Origin of the sequence: Amycolatopsis sp. NPDC049691 (genome assembly GCF_040675005.1) — a bacterium.
Taxonomy (GTDB): domain Bacteria; phylum Actinomycetota; class Actinomycetes; order Mycobacteriales; family Pseudonocardiaceae; genus Amycolatopsis.
This window is the reverse complement of record NZ_JBFANX010000003.1, coordinates 534,850-550,267: the sequence shown is the minus strand read 5'-3', so window position 1 is coordinate 550,267 and position 15,418 is coordinate 534,850. Positions and strand designations below refer to the sequence as shown.

The window sequence follows — 15,418 nt, the reverse complement described above, 5'->3', positions numbered from 1 at the left end:
TTTCAGGAATGAGTGGTCATGACGCTGACGTACGTACTGGTCCACGGGGCCTGGCACACCGGGCAGGCCTGGGCGCGGGTCGTGCCGCTGCTGGCGGCGAGCGGGCGGCGGGTGTTCACTCCGACGCTGACGGGTTATGGCGAGACCGCGCACCTGCTGAGCCCGGATGTCGGGCTCGGCACGCACACCGACGACGTCGTGCGGCTGCTCGAAGAGGAAGACCTGCGGGACGTCGTCCTGGTCGGGCACAGCTACGCGGGCATGGTCATCTCGGCCGTGGCCAACCGGGTGCCCGAGCGCATCGCGCGGCTGGTCTACCTCGACGCGATGGTGCCCACCGACGGGGAGAACGCGTTCGACGTCATGCCCATCCCGCGGAGCATGCTCGGGACGGGCTGGCGGATGCCTCCGCTGCCCGAGCTGCCCGCACCGTTCGGGCTGTTCGGCGTCACCGATCCCGGCGACGTCGCGTGGGTGCGCACGATGCTGTCCGACCAGTCGATCCGGTGCCTCGAAGAGCCGGTAGCCATGGACAACCCCGCGCTCGCCGCGATCCCGCGCACCCACATCCACTGCACGGTGAAACCCGATGGCTTCGATCGGCGCCCGGTGCCCGCCGTGCAACCGAACGGCGAGCCCGCGGACGTCCGGGAGCTGGCCACCGGGCACGACTGCATGATCACCGCGCCCGGCGAGCTCGCCGACATGCTGCTCGACGTGCCGGTTAGCATGCCGGTGTGACCGATTCCCGGGCGGCGGCGCCGCGACGCGCGGACGCGCGGCGCAACGCGTCGAACGTCCTCGAGGCCGCGGCCGCGGTGTTCGTGACGTCCGGCGTCGAAGCGCCGATCCGCGAGATCGCCGCACGGGCCGGCGTCGGCACCGCGACCATCTACCGCCACTACCCGACCCGGGCGGATCTGATCCTCGCGGTGTACCGGCTGCAGGTGGAGTCACTGGCCGAGGCCGGCCCGGCGTTGCTGGCCTCCGAACCGGGGCCGCACGAGGCCCTGATCAAGTGGATCGACCGGTTCGTCGACTTCGTCATCACCAAGCAGGGGCTCGCGTCGGTGCTGCAGTCCGACGAAGCTTGCTACGACCCGCTGCACGCGTACTTCCTGGAGCGGCTCGGCCCGGTGTGCACCGAGCTGCTGGAGGCGGCGGCCGCGGCGGGGGAGATCAACCCGGGCCAGGACGCGTACGAACTGATGCGCGGAGTGGGCAGCCTGTGTGCGGGAAGCACGAAGGGCTACGACGCGCGGCACCTCGTGCGGCTGCTGGTCGCCGGGCTGGCGGTCCGGCGCCCCTGAGGCGGGACGCCGGACCCGGATTCGTCAGCCGAAGTTCACGTCAGCCGAAGTTCACGTCACTGCACCACATGTAGGTCTGGTCCTGGTGCGAAGCCTGCCAGATCGTGAACACGACGTGGTGGCCCCGGTAGGCGCCGGACGTCTGGACGGTGAACGTGATGTCCTTGGCCGGGGCGTACTTGCCGGTCTGGGTGATGAAGTCGAGGTTGCCCCAGCCGAGGCGCTGGGTGGTGGGGTCGAACCCGTTCTTGCTGATGTAGACCCGCAAGTAGTCGGCACCGTGGCTGGCCTGGTCGTACAGGTGCATCGTGAAGCTGCTGCCGAGGCTGGTGGTTCGCCACGGTCCGGGCGTGTTCAGGGAGTCGTTGCGGGCGAGGGCGTTGCTGCAGAGCTGGCCGTCCGGGGTCGCGCCCTGGAAGTTGCCCTTGAGCCCGTCCCGCAGCGCGCTCATCCAGTTCCACATGGTGTCGGCGTTGGCCTGGAAAGCTTGCCAGCACATGGGGTCCTGCTGCTGCATGGCCGGGTTGGTGTGCTGGCTGCCCCAGTCCGACCAGCACTGGTAGGCGCGGGTGGCGGGGCTGACGATGGTGCCGTGCGCGGACGCCGCCGGAACCCCGATGAGCAGTCCGGCGAGGGTGCCGACGACGAGGGTGAGGACGCTCCGCCGGCGGGTGCCGGACCTGGAGCTGCTGCGCATACGCATGAATGGGCCTCCATTCTCGGGATGAGCGTGGTGATCCATGGGAGCGCTCCCAGCGTGCTGGGCAGCTTATCGGTCGCCCGGCAAAAGTTCAACCAACAGTAAAGGCGGATGGTGGGACTGTTCCTGCCGTCAGTGCCCGGCCGCGTCGAGCGGCCGGTCGTGGCGGCGCAGGGTGACGGCGGTCAGGACGCCCGCGATGGCGGACGCGATCCCCAGGACGGCGAGCGCGCCTTGGAGCCCGGTCCCCGCGCTGATCGCGGCCAACACGAGCGGGCAGGCGAACTCGCCGAGGAACAGCGAACCCGTCCACCGGCCGGTGCCGCGGCCGCGCTGGTCGAACGAGAGCCGGCCGACCGCCCACGTCAGCAGGGTCGGCAGCAGCATGCCGGTGCCGAACCCGGTGAGCACCGCGCCGAGCGTGATGACGACCGGCGACGCCGTCGCGAACACCAGCAGCAGGCCGGCGGCCGCGAGGCCGAACCCGGCGGGCAGCAGCACCCGGGGCGGCTTCCCGGCCAGGCGGCCGAACGCGAGCGCCCCGCCCGCGGTGGCCAGGGACATGATCGCGGAGATCGCGCCGATCGCCCCGGTCGACGTCACACCGACGCCGGTGAGTACAAAGGACAGTTCGACGATGAGCGCGTAGAAGACGACTCCGCCGAAAAGCGTTACGAGACAAGGCGCGGCGAGCTGCCGCCAGGGGAGTTTCGCCAGGGGCAGGGTCGTGGACCGCCGCCGGGGCTGCCACAGCTTCAGCGCCATCGGGACGGCCAGGGGCGCGGCGACGACGTAGAGCCAGAACGGCGTCCGCCAGCCCGACCCGCCGAGAATCCCGCCGAGCGCCAGGAACACCGTCGCCGACAGGGTGGCGACCAGCGTCTGCAGGCCGAGGTAGCGCGCCCGGCGCGCGCCGGACCAGTAGTCGCCGATCAAGGTGGTGCAGCAGGTCATGATCGCGCCCTCGCACAGCCCGACCAGCACGCGGCTGGCGAGGATCGCGCCGAGCGAGCCGAGGTATAGGGGCGCGGTGCCGAACACCGAGTAGGCCACCATCGCCAAGAGCAGCAGGCGTTTCCGGTCGATCCGGTCGGCGACCACGCCGGCGAACGGTGCCGTGAGCCCGATCAGCAGCGCCGGGGCGGTCAGCACGATCGGCACGAGCACCTCGGCACCGGGAGTGGCGGCGAAGGCCCGCGTCAGCTGCGGCAGGACGGGCGCGATGAGGACGGCGCCGAGCACGGACAGGCAGCTGCCGGCCAGCAGCAGGACCAGCTGCGGCAGGCTGGGCGTCCGGTCCGTGGCGGCGACGGCCGGGGCCGGGTTCAAGGCTGAGCGTTCGGACATGTCGGCACCAGGGCTTCCGTGAGGGTGCCGAAAGTGTGGGTTCCCGTGCGGCCGAGCGGAAATCACTTCTCCCGAACCGCGGTATCAGCGCGGTGGATGCCCGGCGACGTCGGCGGCGACGCGGGAGAGCAGGTCGCGCAGGTACTGGTGCTCGGGGTCGTGCTCGTACATCGGGTGCCACCAGAACGCCTCGACCAGCGGCCCCGCCTCGAACGGGCAGGGCAGTGCCCGGACCCCCAGATCCTTCGGGACGCGGTCGGCGAGGCGGCGCTGCAGCAGCGCCACCCGGCCCGTCCCGGCGACGAGGCCCGGCACCGTCAGGAAGTTCTCGGTGACGACCTGGACGTGGGGCTCGATGCCGAGCATCCGCATCTGCAGCGCGGCCGGCGTCGACGCGGTCGGCCCGTGGTAGGTGACCACCCACGGCATCGTCCGCAGCTGCTCGACGGTCAACCCCGTTTCGGCCGCCGGGTGCCCGGCGTCGACGAGGCACACCCAGTCGTCGCGGTGCAGGTCCCGGTGGGGGAGTCCGTCGAGGAAACCGTGCGGCAGCACCAGAAGGTCGATCGCGGTCAGGGCCTGCCGCGCGTTGTCGACCACCGCCGGGGTGTTGGCGAGGAACCGCAGGCGTGCGCCGGGCGCCTCGCGCTCGAGCGCGGCCGCGAGGTCCGGACCCAGCACGGCGACGCCGTAGTCGCTCATCACCAAGGAGAACTCGCGGGACGTCGAGGCGGGGTCGAAGTCCGGTTCGGCGGCGAAGACCCGTTCCACGCCGGTGACCGCCGTCCGCGCCCGGCCGCGCAGCTGCACCGCGAGCGGGGTCAGGCGGTAGGTGTTGCCGAAGCGCGCCAGCAGGTCGTCGCCGAAGTGCCGGCGCAGCCGGGCGAGCTGGGCCGACACCGCGGGCTGGCTGAGGCCGACCCGCTCGGCCGCGCGGCTCACGCTGCGGTGCTCCAGCAGCGCGTCCAGCGTGACCAGCAGGTTGAGGTCGAGGCTCGCCAGGTTCACGACCTCAGGTTATCCACCGCGCTGATATCGTGCATAGGGTATTTCGTCTTCCCTGATGCCGCGTGGTGCCGGACGGTGGGCCCATGGACCGCACCGATCCCGAAGCCGCGATCGCCGCCGCCGCGAAGCGGTGTTCGAACTGGGGCCGCTGGGGCGCCGACGACGTCCTCGGCACGCTGAACTTCCTCGACGACGCCAAGCGCCGCGACGGCGCCGCGCTCGTCCGGCGCGGCGTGAGCTTCCCGCTGGCCCAGCGGTTCGACGCCGATGGCCCGCAGAAGGGCTGGCGGCGCCGGACCAACCCGGTGCACACGATGCTCGACACCGGCCTCGACGCCGAGCGCGGCACGCAGGGTTTCCCGCACGGCATCGGCGGCGCCGACGACGTCGTGTTCATGCCGCTGCAGGCCTCGACGCAGTGGGACGGGCTCGGCCACATCTTCGACCACGGCGTGGCGTGGAACGGCCGCCGCGCCGGGGATGTGGTGACCAGCGAGGGCGATCGGGTCACCGGGATCGAAACCACGGCGGGCCGGATCGCCGGGCGCGGTGTCCTGCTCGACGTCGGCCGCGCGCTCGGCACCGGCGGCGAGCTGCCGGACGGGTTCGCGATCACTACCGCCCACCTCGAAGAAACCATGGCGGCGCACGGGGAAACCGCGCACGTCGGCCGCGGCGACGTGCTCCTGGTGCGCACCGGCCGGCTCACCCGGGCGCGGCGCGAAGGCTGGGGCGACTACGCCGGCGGGCCCGCGCCGGGGCTGTCGTTCACCACCGCGGACTGGCTGCACGGCACCGAGATCGCCGCGATCGCCACCGACACGTGGGGGTTCGAGGTCCGGCCCAACGAGTTCGACGACGCCTTCCAGCCGCTGCACCAGGTCGCCATCCCGCACATCGGGCTGTTCCTCGGCGAGATGTGGGACCTCGACGCGCTCGCCGCGGACTGCGCGGAAGACGGCCGCTACGAGTTCTGGCTGACCGCCGACCCGCTGCCCGTGACCGGCGCGGTCGGCGCGCCCGTCGCCCCGATCGCCGTCAAGTAGTCCACTTCGGACCGGACGAAGGAGTCCCCATGCCCGCCGTGCACACCGTCCTCGTGGTCGGCAGCGGCCTCGCCGGCACCGCGACCGCGATCCGGCTCGCCGCGCGCGGCGTCGCGGTCGACCTCGTCGAGGTCAAGCCGGACGTCGCCGCCCTCGGCTCCGGCATCACCCTGCAGGGCAACGCGTTGCGGGAACTCCGCGGGCTCGGGGTGTGGGAAAGCGTTCAGGAGAAGGGATACGGCTTCGACAGCGTGGGTCTGCGTGCCCCGGACGGCAGCCTGCTCGCGGAGCTCCCCGACGCCCGCACCGGCGGAGCCGACCTGCCGGCGGCGCTCGGCATGCCGCGGCCGGACCTGGCCCGGATCCTCGCCGAGCGCGCCGTCTCGGCGGGGGTGAAGGTGCATTGGGGATACACGGTCACCGCCGTCGCCCCGGAGGGGAGCGTCACCTTCTCCGACGGCTCGACCGGCCGCTACGACCTGGTCGTCGGTGCCGACGGGGTCCGCTCGGCCGTCCGCCGCCTGCTGGGCATCGACCTGGAGCCGCAGCCGACCGGGATGGGCATCTGGCGGGCTTTCGGGCCGCGTCCGGAGTCGGTGACGCGCACCGAAATCTGTTACGGCGGCCCGAGTTACATCGCGGGCTTCTGCCCGACGGGGAAGGATTCCCTCTACGCCTACCTCGTCGAGGACGCCCAGGACCGCAGTGGCCTGTCGCCGGAAGAGAAACTCGCGACCATGCGCGAGCTCGCGGCGGCCTACCACGGGCCGTGGGACGACATCCGCGCCACGCTCACCGACCCGGCCCGGGTCAACTACACGCGGTTCGACGCCCACCTGCTGCCGGCGCCGTGGCACCGCGGCCGGGTCGTGCTCATCGGCGACGCCGCGCACTCCTGCCCGCCGACCCTCGCCCAGGGCGGTGCCCAGGCCCTCGAAGACGCCGCCGTGCTGACCGAGCTGCTGCTCGCCGCGGACACCCTCGACGAGGACCTCTGGACCGCGTTCACCGAGCGCCGCCACGCCCGGGCCGCCGAGGTCGTCGCCGCGTCCGTCCAGCTAGGACAGTGGCTTTTGGACCGCGAACAAGGGGACGTGCCCGGTCTGATGGCCCGGATCGCCGCCCTCGTCACCCAGCCCGCCTGACCTCCCGGAGGAGACCGAGATGATCACCCACCTGCGGCACGTCGACCTCGCCGTGCCGGACCTGGCCCGCCAGCGGGACTTCTACACCGGCGCGTGGGGCCTGACGACCGAGCACACCGACTCCGGTGTCGCCTTCCTCGCCGCCGAGGGCTCGCCCGAGCAGTACGTGGTGCGGCTGCGCCAGGCGGACGACAAGCGCATCGACCTGATCGCCTTCGGTGCCGCCACCCCGGCCGACGTCGACACTCTCGCCGCTCGGCTGGCCACCGGCGGCGTCACCCTCGTCCACGAACCCCGCGCCCTGCACACCCCCGGCGGGGGCTACGGGTTCCGGTTCTTCGACAACGAAGGCCGCACCATCGAGATCAGCGCGGACGTCGCGGTGCGCGCCCACCGCAGGATCGAGGCGGGCGAGTCCGTCCCGGTCCGGCTCTCCCACGTCGTGGTCAACTCCGCGAACCCCGAAGCCACGCGGGCGTTCTACGAGAAGCACCTCGGGTTCCGGCTGTCGGACATCCTCATGCACCCGCGGATGGGCGAGATGATGTGGTTCCTGCGGGTGAACTCGTGGCACCACAGCATGGCCATCGCGCGCTGCCCGCACCCGTCGCTGCACCACGTGTCGTTCGAGCTGCGCGGCCTCGACGAGTACCTGCGCGGCACCGGACGGCTGCTGCGCGCGGGCGTCGAGAAGATCTGGGGCCCCGGCCGGCACCTGGCCGGCAACAACACCTTCAGCTACTTCCTCGATCCGCACGGCAACACGGTGGAGTACACCACCGAGCTGGAGCACGTCGACGAGGACACCTGGCACCCGCACCTCTACGACTTCAGCGATCCCGAGGTGTCCGACCAGTGGGGCACGGCGAACGCGATGAACGAGTTCGTGGCGCGGCGGTCGTTCAACGACCCGGACAAGGGCCTGTTCGCGGCCCCGCCGCTCTGATGCGCCTCGCCACCTACGAGCACGGCGGAACCGTGCGCGCGGGCGTCGTCTCCGGCGACGGCGTCCAGGCGTTCCCGGCCGGGATGACCGTGCTGGACGTGGTCCGCGGCGACCGGCCCGTCCCCGGCGGACCGGTCGTGCCGCTGGCCGAAGTGCGGTTGCTGTCCCCGCTCGACCCGCCGGCCGTCCGGGACTTCGTCGCCTTCGAAGAGCACGTCGAGGGCATGGTCGCGCCGGGTCGGGTGCCCCCGGAGTGGTACGAGGCGCCGACGTTCTACTTCACCAACCCGGCCGCGCTGGTCGGCGCGCACGACGACGTGCCGGTCCCGCCCGGCTCCCGGCGGTTCGACTTCGAGCTGGAAGTCGCCGCCGTCCTGGGCCCGGACGGGATCTTCGGCTACACGATCATGAACGACTGGTCCGCCCGCGACCTCCAGCGGCGCGAGATGAAGGTCAACCTCGGGCCGGCCAAGGGCAAGGACTCGGCGACGACGCTCGGCCCGTGGCTCGTCACGGCCGACGAGCTGGAGCCGTACCGCGACGCGGACGGCTTCCTGGCGCTCGCCATGCGGGTCTCGGTCAACGGCTCCGAGGTGGGCCGGGACCTGCTGTCCAACATGGGCTGGCCGTTCGAGGAACTGGCCGCCTACGCCGGCCGTGGCACGCGCCTGCGCCCGGGTGACGTCCTGGGCTCCGGAACCTGCGGCAACGGCGGCTGCCTGGCCGAGCTGTGGGGACGCGGCGACACCCGGGAGCCCCTGCGGCCGGGGGACGTCGTGGAGATGACGGTCGAAGGCATCGGGACGATCCGGAACACGGTCGTCCCCGGCGTCGAGCTGCCGCCGGTCCGCCCGGCCCGGTCCCGGCCGCGGCGGCGGTCGCGGTGACCGGCAAGGTCGTGGTCGTCACCGGTGCGGCACAGGGCATCGGCGCGGCGACCGCGCGGCGGCTGGCCGCGGACGGCGCGCGGGTGATCGGGGTCGACCGCGCCGAAGACCCCGGTCTGCCCGGCGTCGAACACCGCCGGTTCGACGTCACCGACGACGCCGGCTGGGCCGGGCTCGCCGCGAGCCTGGAGCGGGTCGACGGGCTCGTCGCCGGCGCGGGCGTCACCTGGCGGGCCCGGCTCGACGAGCTGGACGCCGCCGAGCTGGCCCACGTGCACGACGTCAACGTCGGCGGCGTCCTGCGCGCGGTGCGGGCGGTGGTGCCGCTGATGCGGGCCGGCGGGTCGATCGTCGTAGTCGGCTCGGCCGCCGCGCTGACCGGGCACTACCCGGTCGCCTACACCGCGAGCAAGTGGGCGCTGCGCGGCTTCGTCAAGGCCGCCTGCCTCGAACTGGGCGGCCGCGGCATCCGCGTCAACGCCGTGCACCCCGGCTACGTCGAAACCCCGATGACCGCCTCGGCGCCGCCCGGGTTCCGGGCCGCGAACGTCGCCGAGACCCCGCTCGGCCGCACCGGGACCGCCGAGGAGGTCGCCGCGCTCGTCGCGTTCCTGATCGGCGACGCGGCCTCGTTCGTCTCCGGCGCCGAGATCCCCGTCGACGGCGGCCTGACCGCGCACGGCGGCGTCAAATCGATCAGCGAAGCCGCCCGAACCTGAGAGGAACCCCCGTGTTCGAATACTTCCCCGGCAACTACGTCTGGAACCTCGGCGTGGTCGCCGCGCTCAACAGCGGTGGGCTCATCGACGAGATCGACCGCGCCTGCCGTCCCATCCGCGACGCCGCGGCCCGCGGCTCCGACGCCGGCACGCCGGACTTCCTGCGCGCGTGGACCGCGCTGACCGACCAGCTCGCCGGTCAGGCCGAAGAAGCGGAGAAGGCCGGCCACTCCCGCACCGCCGGCGAGCTGTACTTCCGGGCCACGAACTACCTCTGCCAGGCCGAGCGCATGCTCGCCCGCTCCGACCCGAACCGGCTGCCTGCCTACCGCCGGGTCCTCGACCTCGCGCGGAAGTCCTTCGCCCTGCGCGATCCCGGCGTCTCCCGGGTGGCGATCCCGTACGAGGGCACGACCCTGCCGGCCTACTTCAGCTCCGCGGGCCCGTCGGCGCCGGTGGTGGTGCTGGTCAACGGCCTGGACTCGACCAAGGAGCACATGTACGGCTCGGGCCACTGGCGGGAGCTGGCCGCCCGCGGCGTCTCGTGCCTGATGCTCGACCAGCCCGGCACCGGGGAAGCGTTGCGGCTGCAGGGACTCACGGCTCGCATCGACGCCGAGGCGTGGGCGGGCGCGGCCGTGGACTGGCTCGGGACGCGGTCCGATGTGGACCCCGGCCGGATCGGGATCGTCGGCTGGTCGCTCGGCGGCTACTACGCGCCCCGCGCGGCGGCGTTCGAGAAGCGGTTCGCGCTCTGCGTCGCCTGGGGCGCGAACCACGACTGGGGCGCGGTGCAGCGCCGCCGCCTCGAACGCGAGGGCGAGCGGCCCGTCCCGCACTACTGGGAGCACGTGCTGTGGGTGTGGGGCCACGACGACCTGGACACGTTCATCGAGTTCGCCGACGGCGTCCACCTCGACGGCGTCGTCGAGAAGATCACGGTGCCGTTCCTGATCGCCCACGGCGAGCACGACCGCCAGATCCCGCTGGAGTACGCGCACCGCTCGTACGAGCAGGCGGTCAACTCGCCGCGGCGCGAGCTGCGGGTGTTCACCGCGGAGGAGGGCGCGACCGAGCACATCGGACTCGACCACCTGCCCCACGTGAGCACGTACATCGCGGACTGGGTCGCCGACACCTTCGCAGCCACCGGGAGCCGGTGAGCTGTGCCAGGCTGGGGCGGACCCGACCCGGCCGGATGGCGGCGGCGTCGAGATGATCCACCAGCCGCTCAGCCGAACCCCGTGAACCTTCCGCCTCCCCGCCCCGACTGAACGGGGGAAGGAGGGCAGATGAGCGATGAGCTGCTGATCGTCCGGTGCCGGCTGGGCGAGCGCGACGCGTTCCCCGAGCTGGTGCGAGCCTGGCACGGGGCGGTCGACCGGTACGTCCGGCGGATGCTCGCCGGCCCGGACGACGACGTCGTCCAGGAAGTGTGGCTGGCCGTGTTCCACGGACTGCCGAAACTGCGCCGGCCCGAGCGGTTCGCGCCGTGGCTGTTCACCATCGCCCGCCGGGCGGTGACGAACCGGCTGCGCGACACCTACGCCCACGCCGGCCCCGAGCCGGCCGAGGAGCCGGCCGGCCCGGACGAGAGCGACGCGATCGTCGACCGGGAGGTGCTCGGCGAGGCCCTGGGCGCGTTGCCGGTCCGGGAACGCGAGGTGCTCCTGCTGTTCTACCTCGAAGACCTCCCGCTGGAGGCGTGCGCCCAGATCTGCGCCGTGCCGGTCGGCACGGTGAAGTCGCGGCTCAACCGGGCCCGGCGGCTGCTGCGCGAGGAACTGGTACGGAAGGAGTACGAGGCATGACCCCGGAAGAGCTGATCAAGCGGCTCGATCCGCCGTTGTCGCTGCGGCGGCGGGTGGGCTACGTGACGGTGGCACTGGCCGGGCTGCTCGGGAGCGGCCTCGTCGGGCTGCTGTGGGCGACCGAGCCCGGCCTTCCGCCGCGGACGGTGGTCGCCTTCGCCGTCCTCGTCGCGATCGGGCTGGCCTGGGCGGTGTTCGGCACCTGGGCGGTGGCGCGCCGGGCCCCGCTGTTCGCCCGCGACCGCGTCGTCGCCGGCTGGCTCGGGGTGGCGGCGTGGCTGCTGTTCACCGCGGGCGCGGTGGTCGTCACGACCCTGCGGCACCGGATCGAGCCCGGGCTGCTGGTCGTGGTGCTCGTGCTGGGCGCGGTGGCGGTGCTGCGGCTGCGGGCCGCCCGCCGCGGCCGGGCCGCGCTCCTGCGCCGGAAGGAGCAGCTCAGCCGCGGGTCGTAACCGTTCGCGGCGACCCGGTAGGGTGACCGTCGAACTGGGGGAGGTTCGATGACCGAGTTGTCCCGTGGCGGCCGGAACCGGACGTTCCTGCTGGTGCTCGCCGTGCTGCTGGTGATCATCCTGATCCCGTTCGGGCGCGGGCTGATCAAGGGACTCGCGGCGCCCGGTGCCGCGCCGGCGCCGAAGACACCCCCGGTGGACCTCGAGACCGTCCCCGGCACGGGCGCCGCCACCGCGTTCGACGCCTGCGCCGTGCTGGGTTCGGACGTCGTCGCCGCGGCCGGGCTGAAGTACGCGTCCGCGTTCGTGAAGACCGAGGCCCCCGGGTCGACTTCCTGCGGGGGCCCGGTCGAGCCGGCGAGCCCGAGTTCGGTTCCGACGGTGCTCCTGACGGTCGGCGAGCAGAAGGTGGGCGGCACGGCGACCAGCCACGGCATCCGGTACGAGCGGCAGGACGGCGTCCTCGACGTCACGGTCCTCTTCCCGGCGGCGAAGCTGCAGCTCACCCACTTCGCCGTCATCCCCGGCGGGGAAGGCGTGCTGGTCAAGCTGGTCGACGGCGTCGCCGCCCGGCTCGCGGACCGGCCGGAGCCGGCGCCCGGGTACCGGTACCCGGCGCCGTACGACCTGACCGCGAAACCGTGCGACGCCTTGCCGGACGGGCTGTTCACGGCGCTCACCAGCCACCCGGCGGGCGGATCCCGGAGCGAGTCGTTCACGCTGCACGAGGCGTTCTCCGTGTCCGGCAGCAACGTCAAGATCGGCTGCGCGCGCGAGTCGGCGGCGCGGGAGACGATGACGGTCACCCAGACGATCTACCGCGACGCGGACGCGGCGGCCGCCGAAACCCGGTTCCTGTGCGAGACGGAGCCGGGCTGGGCAGCGTTGCCCGCCCCGATCGGCGACACGAGCTGCGCGTCCCCGGAGGCCGGCGGACGGCGGCAGATCCTGTTCCGCGCGGGCCGGGACCGGGTGCTCGTCGAGTACCGGGCCGATCACCCGGCAGCCGGGGACTTCGGTGGCACCGCGAAGAAGGTCTACGAGTCGCTCCCGCACTGAGGGGTCTTCGGCCCGGCGACGTCGATCCCGGCGGCCGCGCGGACCGGGGCCTCGAAGAGACCCGCGATGCGCGCGTAGCCGACCTCGTTCGGGTGGAACCAGTCGTCGGCGAGGGTGCCGCGGATCGGGCCCAGCGCCGGGCCGCGCAGGTCCGCCACCCGCACCCGCCCGTCCGCCGCCGCGGTGTCGATCAGCGTGTTGACGGCCTGGGCCGCCGCGTTGCGCCTCGGCAGCGTCGCCACGACCGACCGGCCCGGCGGGAGCTCCTCGAGCAGCCGGGCGAAGCGGTCCGCGACCCCGCGGCGGCGCGAGCGGGTCAGCATGTCGTTGGCGCCCACCAGAACCGTGACCAAGGCCGCCCGCGCCGGCAGCCGGGGGAGCTGGTCCTCGAGGACGTCCGCGACCCGGGCGCCGGAAACCGACAGGTTCAGCACCGCGAACGGCGCGCCGAGCCAGGCGTTCAGCTGGGGGACCCAGCCGCCCGCGACGGTGCCGGCGCCGATGCCCTGCGTCATCGAGTCGCCGAGCGCCACCCACAAGGGCCGGCCCGAGGCGAGCGCCGCCCGGCCCGCCTCCGCCCACACCCGCGCGAACGGCTCCTGCTGCGCCCGGACCCGGCCGATACCGGGCAGCACCACGGCGGCGGCGTCGAGCACCCGGCCCGTCCACGTCGGCACGCGCATCCCCTCCTGGTTCCGTTTCCCGGGCATTCGGAGCCGGACCCGCATCGGTTTGGCAGCGGTCCGGACGGGTAAGCCGAGACTCCACGGACCGAAGGAGTGGCCGATGCCCGCGTTGACCCGTGTTCTCGGAGCGGTGACCGCCGCCTACAGCGTCACGATCATCGCCGCACCGCGCGTGCTGGCCAAACCCTGCGGCCTGACGACGCCCACCGGCGAGGTCACCGCCGCCGTGCGGACCTTGACCGCGGGCATCGGCGCCCGCGACGCCGCGATCGGCCTCGCGATGGTGTTCGCCCCCGCCGGCAAACCGTTGCGGACCGCGCTCGCCGCCCGCGTCGCGTCCGACGCCGCCGACGCGGTCGTCTTCGGCACCGGCCTGCCCGACCGGTCCGCCCGCAAGAAGGTCGCCGCGTTCGCCACGGCCTGGGCCGCGCTGTGCGCCGCCTCGGCCCTCGTCCCGTGGTGACCGGATAGCTACGTTTCGGCCGTATCATCGCCCTCCGGGACAGCGCCGTCGACGGAGGGGGAGCCGACATGGCAGGGCTGGATCGCGACCGCACGCCTGCCCTGTTCGCGGTGACCACGTCCGTGCTGAGCGGTGTCATCCTCGCCGTGCTCACCAAAGCGCTGCAGGCCGGGATCTCCGCCGGTGCAACGGTGCTCTGGTCAGCCCTCGTCTCCGCCGTCGTCGGCGGTTGCTTCTGGGTGGTGCTGCGGCGCCGGAACCGATCCGCCGCGGTCTTCCTGATGACCTCGGCCTTCACGCAGAAGTACTACGTGGCCGACCTCGTGCAGCAAGTGCACAGCGCGCTCGACCGCAACGACCTCGACCTCGTGCTGCGGATCCCGGACCGCGACTACGACGCCGGTGCCCAGGCACACCACCTGCGGCGCATCCTCCGCCGGAAGAACGCCTACGCCGGCGGCATCATCGTCGCCGGCGAGGTGCTGCGGCTGCGCGACGACCTGGCGGCGTTCTGCCGGGACGTCCGGCTGCCGGTCGTCTTCTCCGATCTCGAGCCGTTTCCCGGCGAGTCCGAATACCCGCCCCGGACCGCGTTCATCGGCTACGACACGGGGGAACTGGGCGAGCTGGCGGGGAACTGGCTGGTCGCGCGGCTGCGCGGGAAGACCGCGCCGCACGTGCTCGTCGTGGCCAGCCGGGAACACGACAGCCGGCAGCAGCGCTGCGAAAAAGCGCTGCGCGCCGCGCTGCCCGACGTCGACGTCACCGTCGTCGACCACTGCGAATTCATGCGCTCCCGCGCGTACCACGCGGTCCGCGCCCACGTCCGGCAGCTGCCGGAGGGCGGGTGCCTCGACGCGATCTTCGCCACCAACGACGAGATGGCACTGGGCGCGGCCGACGCGCTCCTGGCCACCCCGTCGGCGGCCACCCGCGAGACGGTCGTCGTCGGCATCGACGGCGTCCTCGAAGCCCGGGCGTTGATCGACACCGGCGGCAGCCCGCTGCGGGCCACCGTCGTCCAGGACACCCACCGCCTCGCGGTGGGCGCGGTCGACCTGCTCGTCAAGATGCACGGCGGCCACGCAGTGCCGCGGCGGACGATCCTGGCCGCCGAGCTGTACGAGGCCGGCTGACCGGTCGCGCTCATCCTGGACGGTTTGCGCGCCCCTCGGCGGTGAGGGCACGGCCCTCGGCGAAGAAGGCCGCGATGGCGGTGGCACCGCCCAGGTTCGCGACCGGACGGGCGGCGCCGAAGGGCGCGTTCCAGAACTCGCCCCGCCGCGGTGTGAACGGGCCGACGTAGGCGTAGGGCTCGCCGAGGTGGCCGTCGCCGGGGGAGACGCCGTAGTTCACCTCGTCGAGGGCGATCGCGACGTCGAAGTGCTCCGGCCACAGGATCGGTACCGACGCGGGCGCGAACTCGCGCAGCGCGCGGTCGCCGTCGGCGAAGGCCTGGAGAAGCAGCTTCAGCGCGTCGGCGGCGAAGACGATCGTCTCGTCCGGCCGGACGCCGGGACCGCCGGAGTAGACGCCCGCGGGTTCGCCGGCCTCGATCCCCGCCTCCGCCGCGGCTTCGGCGTAGGTGCGGCCGGCGAGCCGGACGCGGGCGGCGCCGGCCAGGAGTTCGTCCCCTTCGAGGCGCAACGCCGGTTCGGCGGCCGTCGCGAACCCGCCGTCGGTCACGGCCAGGTCGATGCGCCCGGTCGCCCGGTGCTGCGGGCCCGCGAGCAGCAGTTCGGCGACGCCGTGCAGCGACCGTCTCGTCGGTTCCCAGTCCATCCGAACTCCTCGTGTAACGCCCGGGAGGGTTCCGGGCACTGAGCCTGCCGTCACCGC

Annotated in this window: 18 protein-coding genes; 13 read left to right on the top strand and 5 right to left on the bottom strand. The window is 73.1% G+C overall.

The window, feature by feature from the left end:
* Window positions 1–18: 18 nt before the first annotated feature.
* Complete coding sequence (locus tag AB0J40_RS09705) at window positions 19–741, top strand: alpha/beta fold hydrolase (RefSeq protein WP_364449990.1); 723 nt, start codon at window positions 19–21, stop codon at window positions 739–741.
* On the top strand, window positions 738–1,310 hold the full coding sequence (locus AB0J40_RS09700) for a TetR/AcrR family transcriptional regulator (protein ID WP_364449987.1): 573 nt from the start codon (window positions 738–740) through the stop codon (window positions 1,308–1,310). Before AB0J40_RS09705 ends, AB0J40_RS09700 begins: the two co-directional genes overlap by 4 nt.
* A 40-nt stretch (window positions 1,311–1,350) precedes the next feature.
* On the opposite strand, the gene AB0J40_RS09695 is transcribed toward AB0J40_RS09700, so the two are convergent.
* The 3 genes from AB0J40_RS09695 to AB0J40_RS09685 form a co-directional block, all read right to left on the bottom strand.
* Window positions 1,351–2,013 (bottom strand): lytic polysaccharide monooxygenase, encoded by a 663-nt coding sequence (locus AB0J40_RS09695; RefSeq protein ID WP_364449984.1) that lies wholly within the window; start codon window positions 2,011–2,013, stop codon window positions 1,351–1,353.
* A 129-nt stretch (window positions 2,014–2,142) separates the two neighbouring features.
* Window positions 2,143–3,357, bottom strand: coding sequence for an MFS transporter (locus AB0J40_RS09690; RefSeq protein WP_364449981.1), 1,215 nt, complete (start codon window positions 3,355–3,357; stop codon window positions 2,143–2,145).
* Between the two features lie 84 nt (window positions 3,358–3,441).
* Window positions 3,442–4,365 (bottom strand): LysR family transcriptional regulator, encoded by a 924-nt coding sequence (locus tag AB0J40_RS09685; protein ID WP_364449978.1) that lies wholly within the window; start codon window positions 4,363–4,365, stop codon window positions 3,442–3,444.
* Window positions 4,366–4,448: 83 nt separating this feature from the next.
* On the opposite strand from AB0J40_RS09685, the gene AB0J40_RS09680 reads away from it, so the two are divergent.
* The 9 genes from AB0J40_RS09680 to AB0J40_RS09640 all read left to right on the top strand — a co-directional run bounded on the left by AB0J40_RS09680 (window position 4,449) and on the right by AB0J40_RS09640 (window position 12,430).
* A complete protein-coding gene (locus AB0J40_RS09680) occupies window positions 4,449–5,411 on the top strand; it encodes a cyclase family protein (RefSeq protein ID WP_364449975.1) in 963 nt (320 codons plus the stop codon).
* 29 nt (window positions 5,412–5,440) lie between these two features.
* Window positions 5,441–6,556 carry an FAD-dependent oxidoreductase gene (locus AB0J40_RS09675; RefSeq protein WP_364449972.1) on the top strand — a complete coding sequence of 372 codons (1,116 nt, stop codon included), beginning with the start codon at window positions 5,441–5,443 and terminating at the stop codon, window positions 6,554–6,556.
* 19 nt (window positions 6,557–6,575) lie between these two features.
* Complete coding sequence (locus AB0J40_RS09670; RefSeq protein ID WP_364449969.1) at window positions 6,576–7,502, top strand: VOC family protein; 927 nt, start codon at window positions 6,576–6,578, stop codon at window positions 7,500–7,502.
* Window positions 7,502–8,389, top strand: coding sequence for a fumarylacetoacetate hydrolase family protein (locus tag AB0J40_RS09665; RefSeq protein WP_364449966.1), 888 nt, complete (start codon window positions 7,502–7,504; stop codon window positions 8,387–8,389). The genes AB0J40_RS09670 and AB0J40_RS09665 overlap by 1 nt, the downstream gene beginning before the upstream one ends.
* A complete protein-coding gene (locus AB0J40_RS09660) occupies window positions 8,386–9,108 on the top strand; it encodes an SDR family NAD(P)-dependent oxidoreductase (protein ID WP_364449963.1) in 723 nt (240 codons plus the stop codon). The genes AB0J40_RS09665 and AB0J40_RS09660 overlap by 4 nt, the downstream gene beginning before the upstream one ends.
* A gap of 11 nt (window positions 9,109–9,119) precedes the next feature.
* Window positions 9,120–10,271, top strand: a complete 1,152-nt coding sequence (locus tag AB0J40_RS09655; protein WP_364449960.1) for an alpha/beta fold hydrolase — start codon at window positions 9,120–9,122, stop codon at window positions 10,269–10,271.
* Between the two features lie 129 nt (window positions 10,272–10,400).
* Window positions 10,401–10,919: a sigma-70 family RNA polymerase sigma factor gene (locus AB0J40_RS09650; protein WP_364449957.1), complete on the top strand. Its 519-nt coding sequence runs from the start codon at window positions 10,401–10,403 to the stop codon at window positions 10,917–10,919.
* On the top strand, window positions 10,916–11,371 hold the full coding sequence (locus tag AB0J40_RS09645; protein ID WP_364449954.1) for a hypothetical protein: 456 nt from the start codon (window positions 10,916–10,918) through the stop codon (window positions 11,369–11,371). The genes AB0J40_RS09650 and AB0J40_RS09645 overlap by 4 nt, the downstream gene beginning before the upstream one ends.
* A 48-nt stretch (window positions 11,372–11,419) precedes the next feature.
* The gene (locus tag AB0J40_RS09640) at window positions 11,420–12,430 is read left to right on the top strand and encodes a hypothetical protein (protein WP_364449952.1); all 1,011 of its coding nucleotides are present in this window, start codon (window positions 11,420–11,422) and stop codon (window positions 12,428–12,430) included.
* Here AB0J40_RS09640 and AB0J40_RS09635 read toward each other — a convergent pair.
* Window positions 12,409–13,113 carry an SGNH/GDSL hydrolase family protein gene (locus AB0J40_RS09635; protein ID WP_364449949.1) on the bottom strand — a complete coding sequence of 235 codons (705 nt, stop codon included), beginning with the start codon at window positions 13,111–13,113 and terminating at the stop codon, window positions 12,409–12,411. The two genes, AB0J40_RS09640 and AB0J40_RS09635, sit on opposite strands and share 22 nt — an antisense overlap.
* Before the next feature lie 103 nt (window positions 13,114–13,216).
* Between AB0J40_RS09635 and AB0J40_RS09630 the strand changes: the two genes are divergently transcribed.
* Together AB0J40_RS09630 and AB0J40_RS09625 are read left to right on the top strand one after the other, a co-directional pair.
* A complete protein-coding gene (locus AB0J40_RS09630) occupies window positions 13,217–13,579 on the top strand; it encodes a hypothetical protein (RefSeq protein WP_364449947.1) in 363 nt (120 codons plus the stop codon).
* 68 nt (window positions 13,580–13,647) lie between these two features.
* The gene (locus AB0J40_RS09625) at window positions 13,648–14,715 is read left to right on the top strand and encodes a substrate-binding domain-containing protein (RefSeq protein ID WP_364449944.1); all 1,068 of its coding nucleotides are present in this window, start codon (window positions 13,648–13,650) and stop codon (window positions 14,713–14,715) included.
* Between the two features lie 10 nt (window positions 14,716–14,725).
* Here AB0J40_RS09625 and AB0J40_RS09620 read toward each other — a convergent pair whose 3' ends face one another.
* Window positions 14,726–15,361 carry a hypothetical protein gene (locus AB0J40_RS09620; protein WP_364449941.1) on the bottom strand — a complete coding sequence of 212 codons (636 nt, stop codon included), beginning with the start codon at window positions 15,359–15,361 and terminating at the stop codon, window positions 14,726–14,728.
* Window positions 15,362–15,418: the final 57 nt, after the last annotated feature.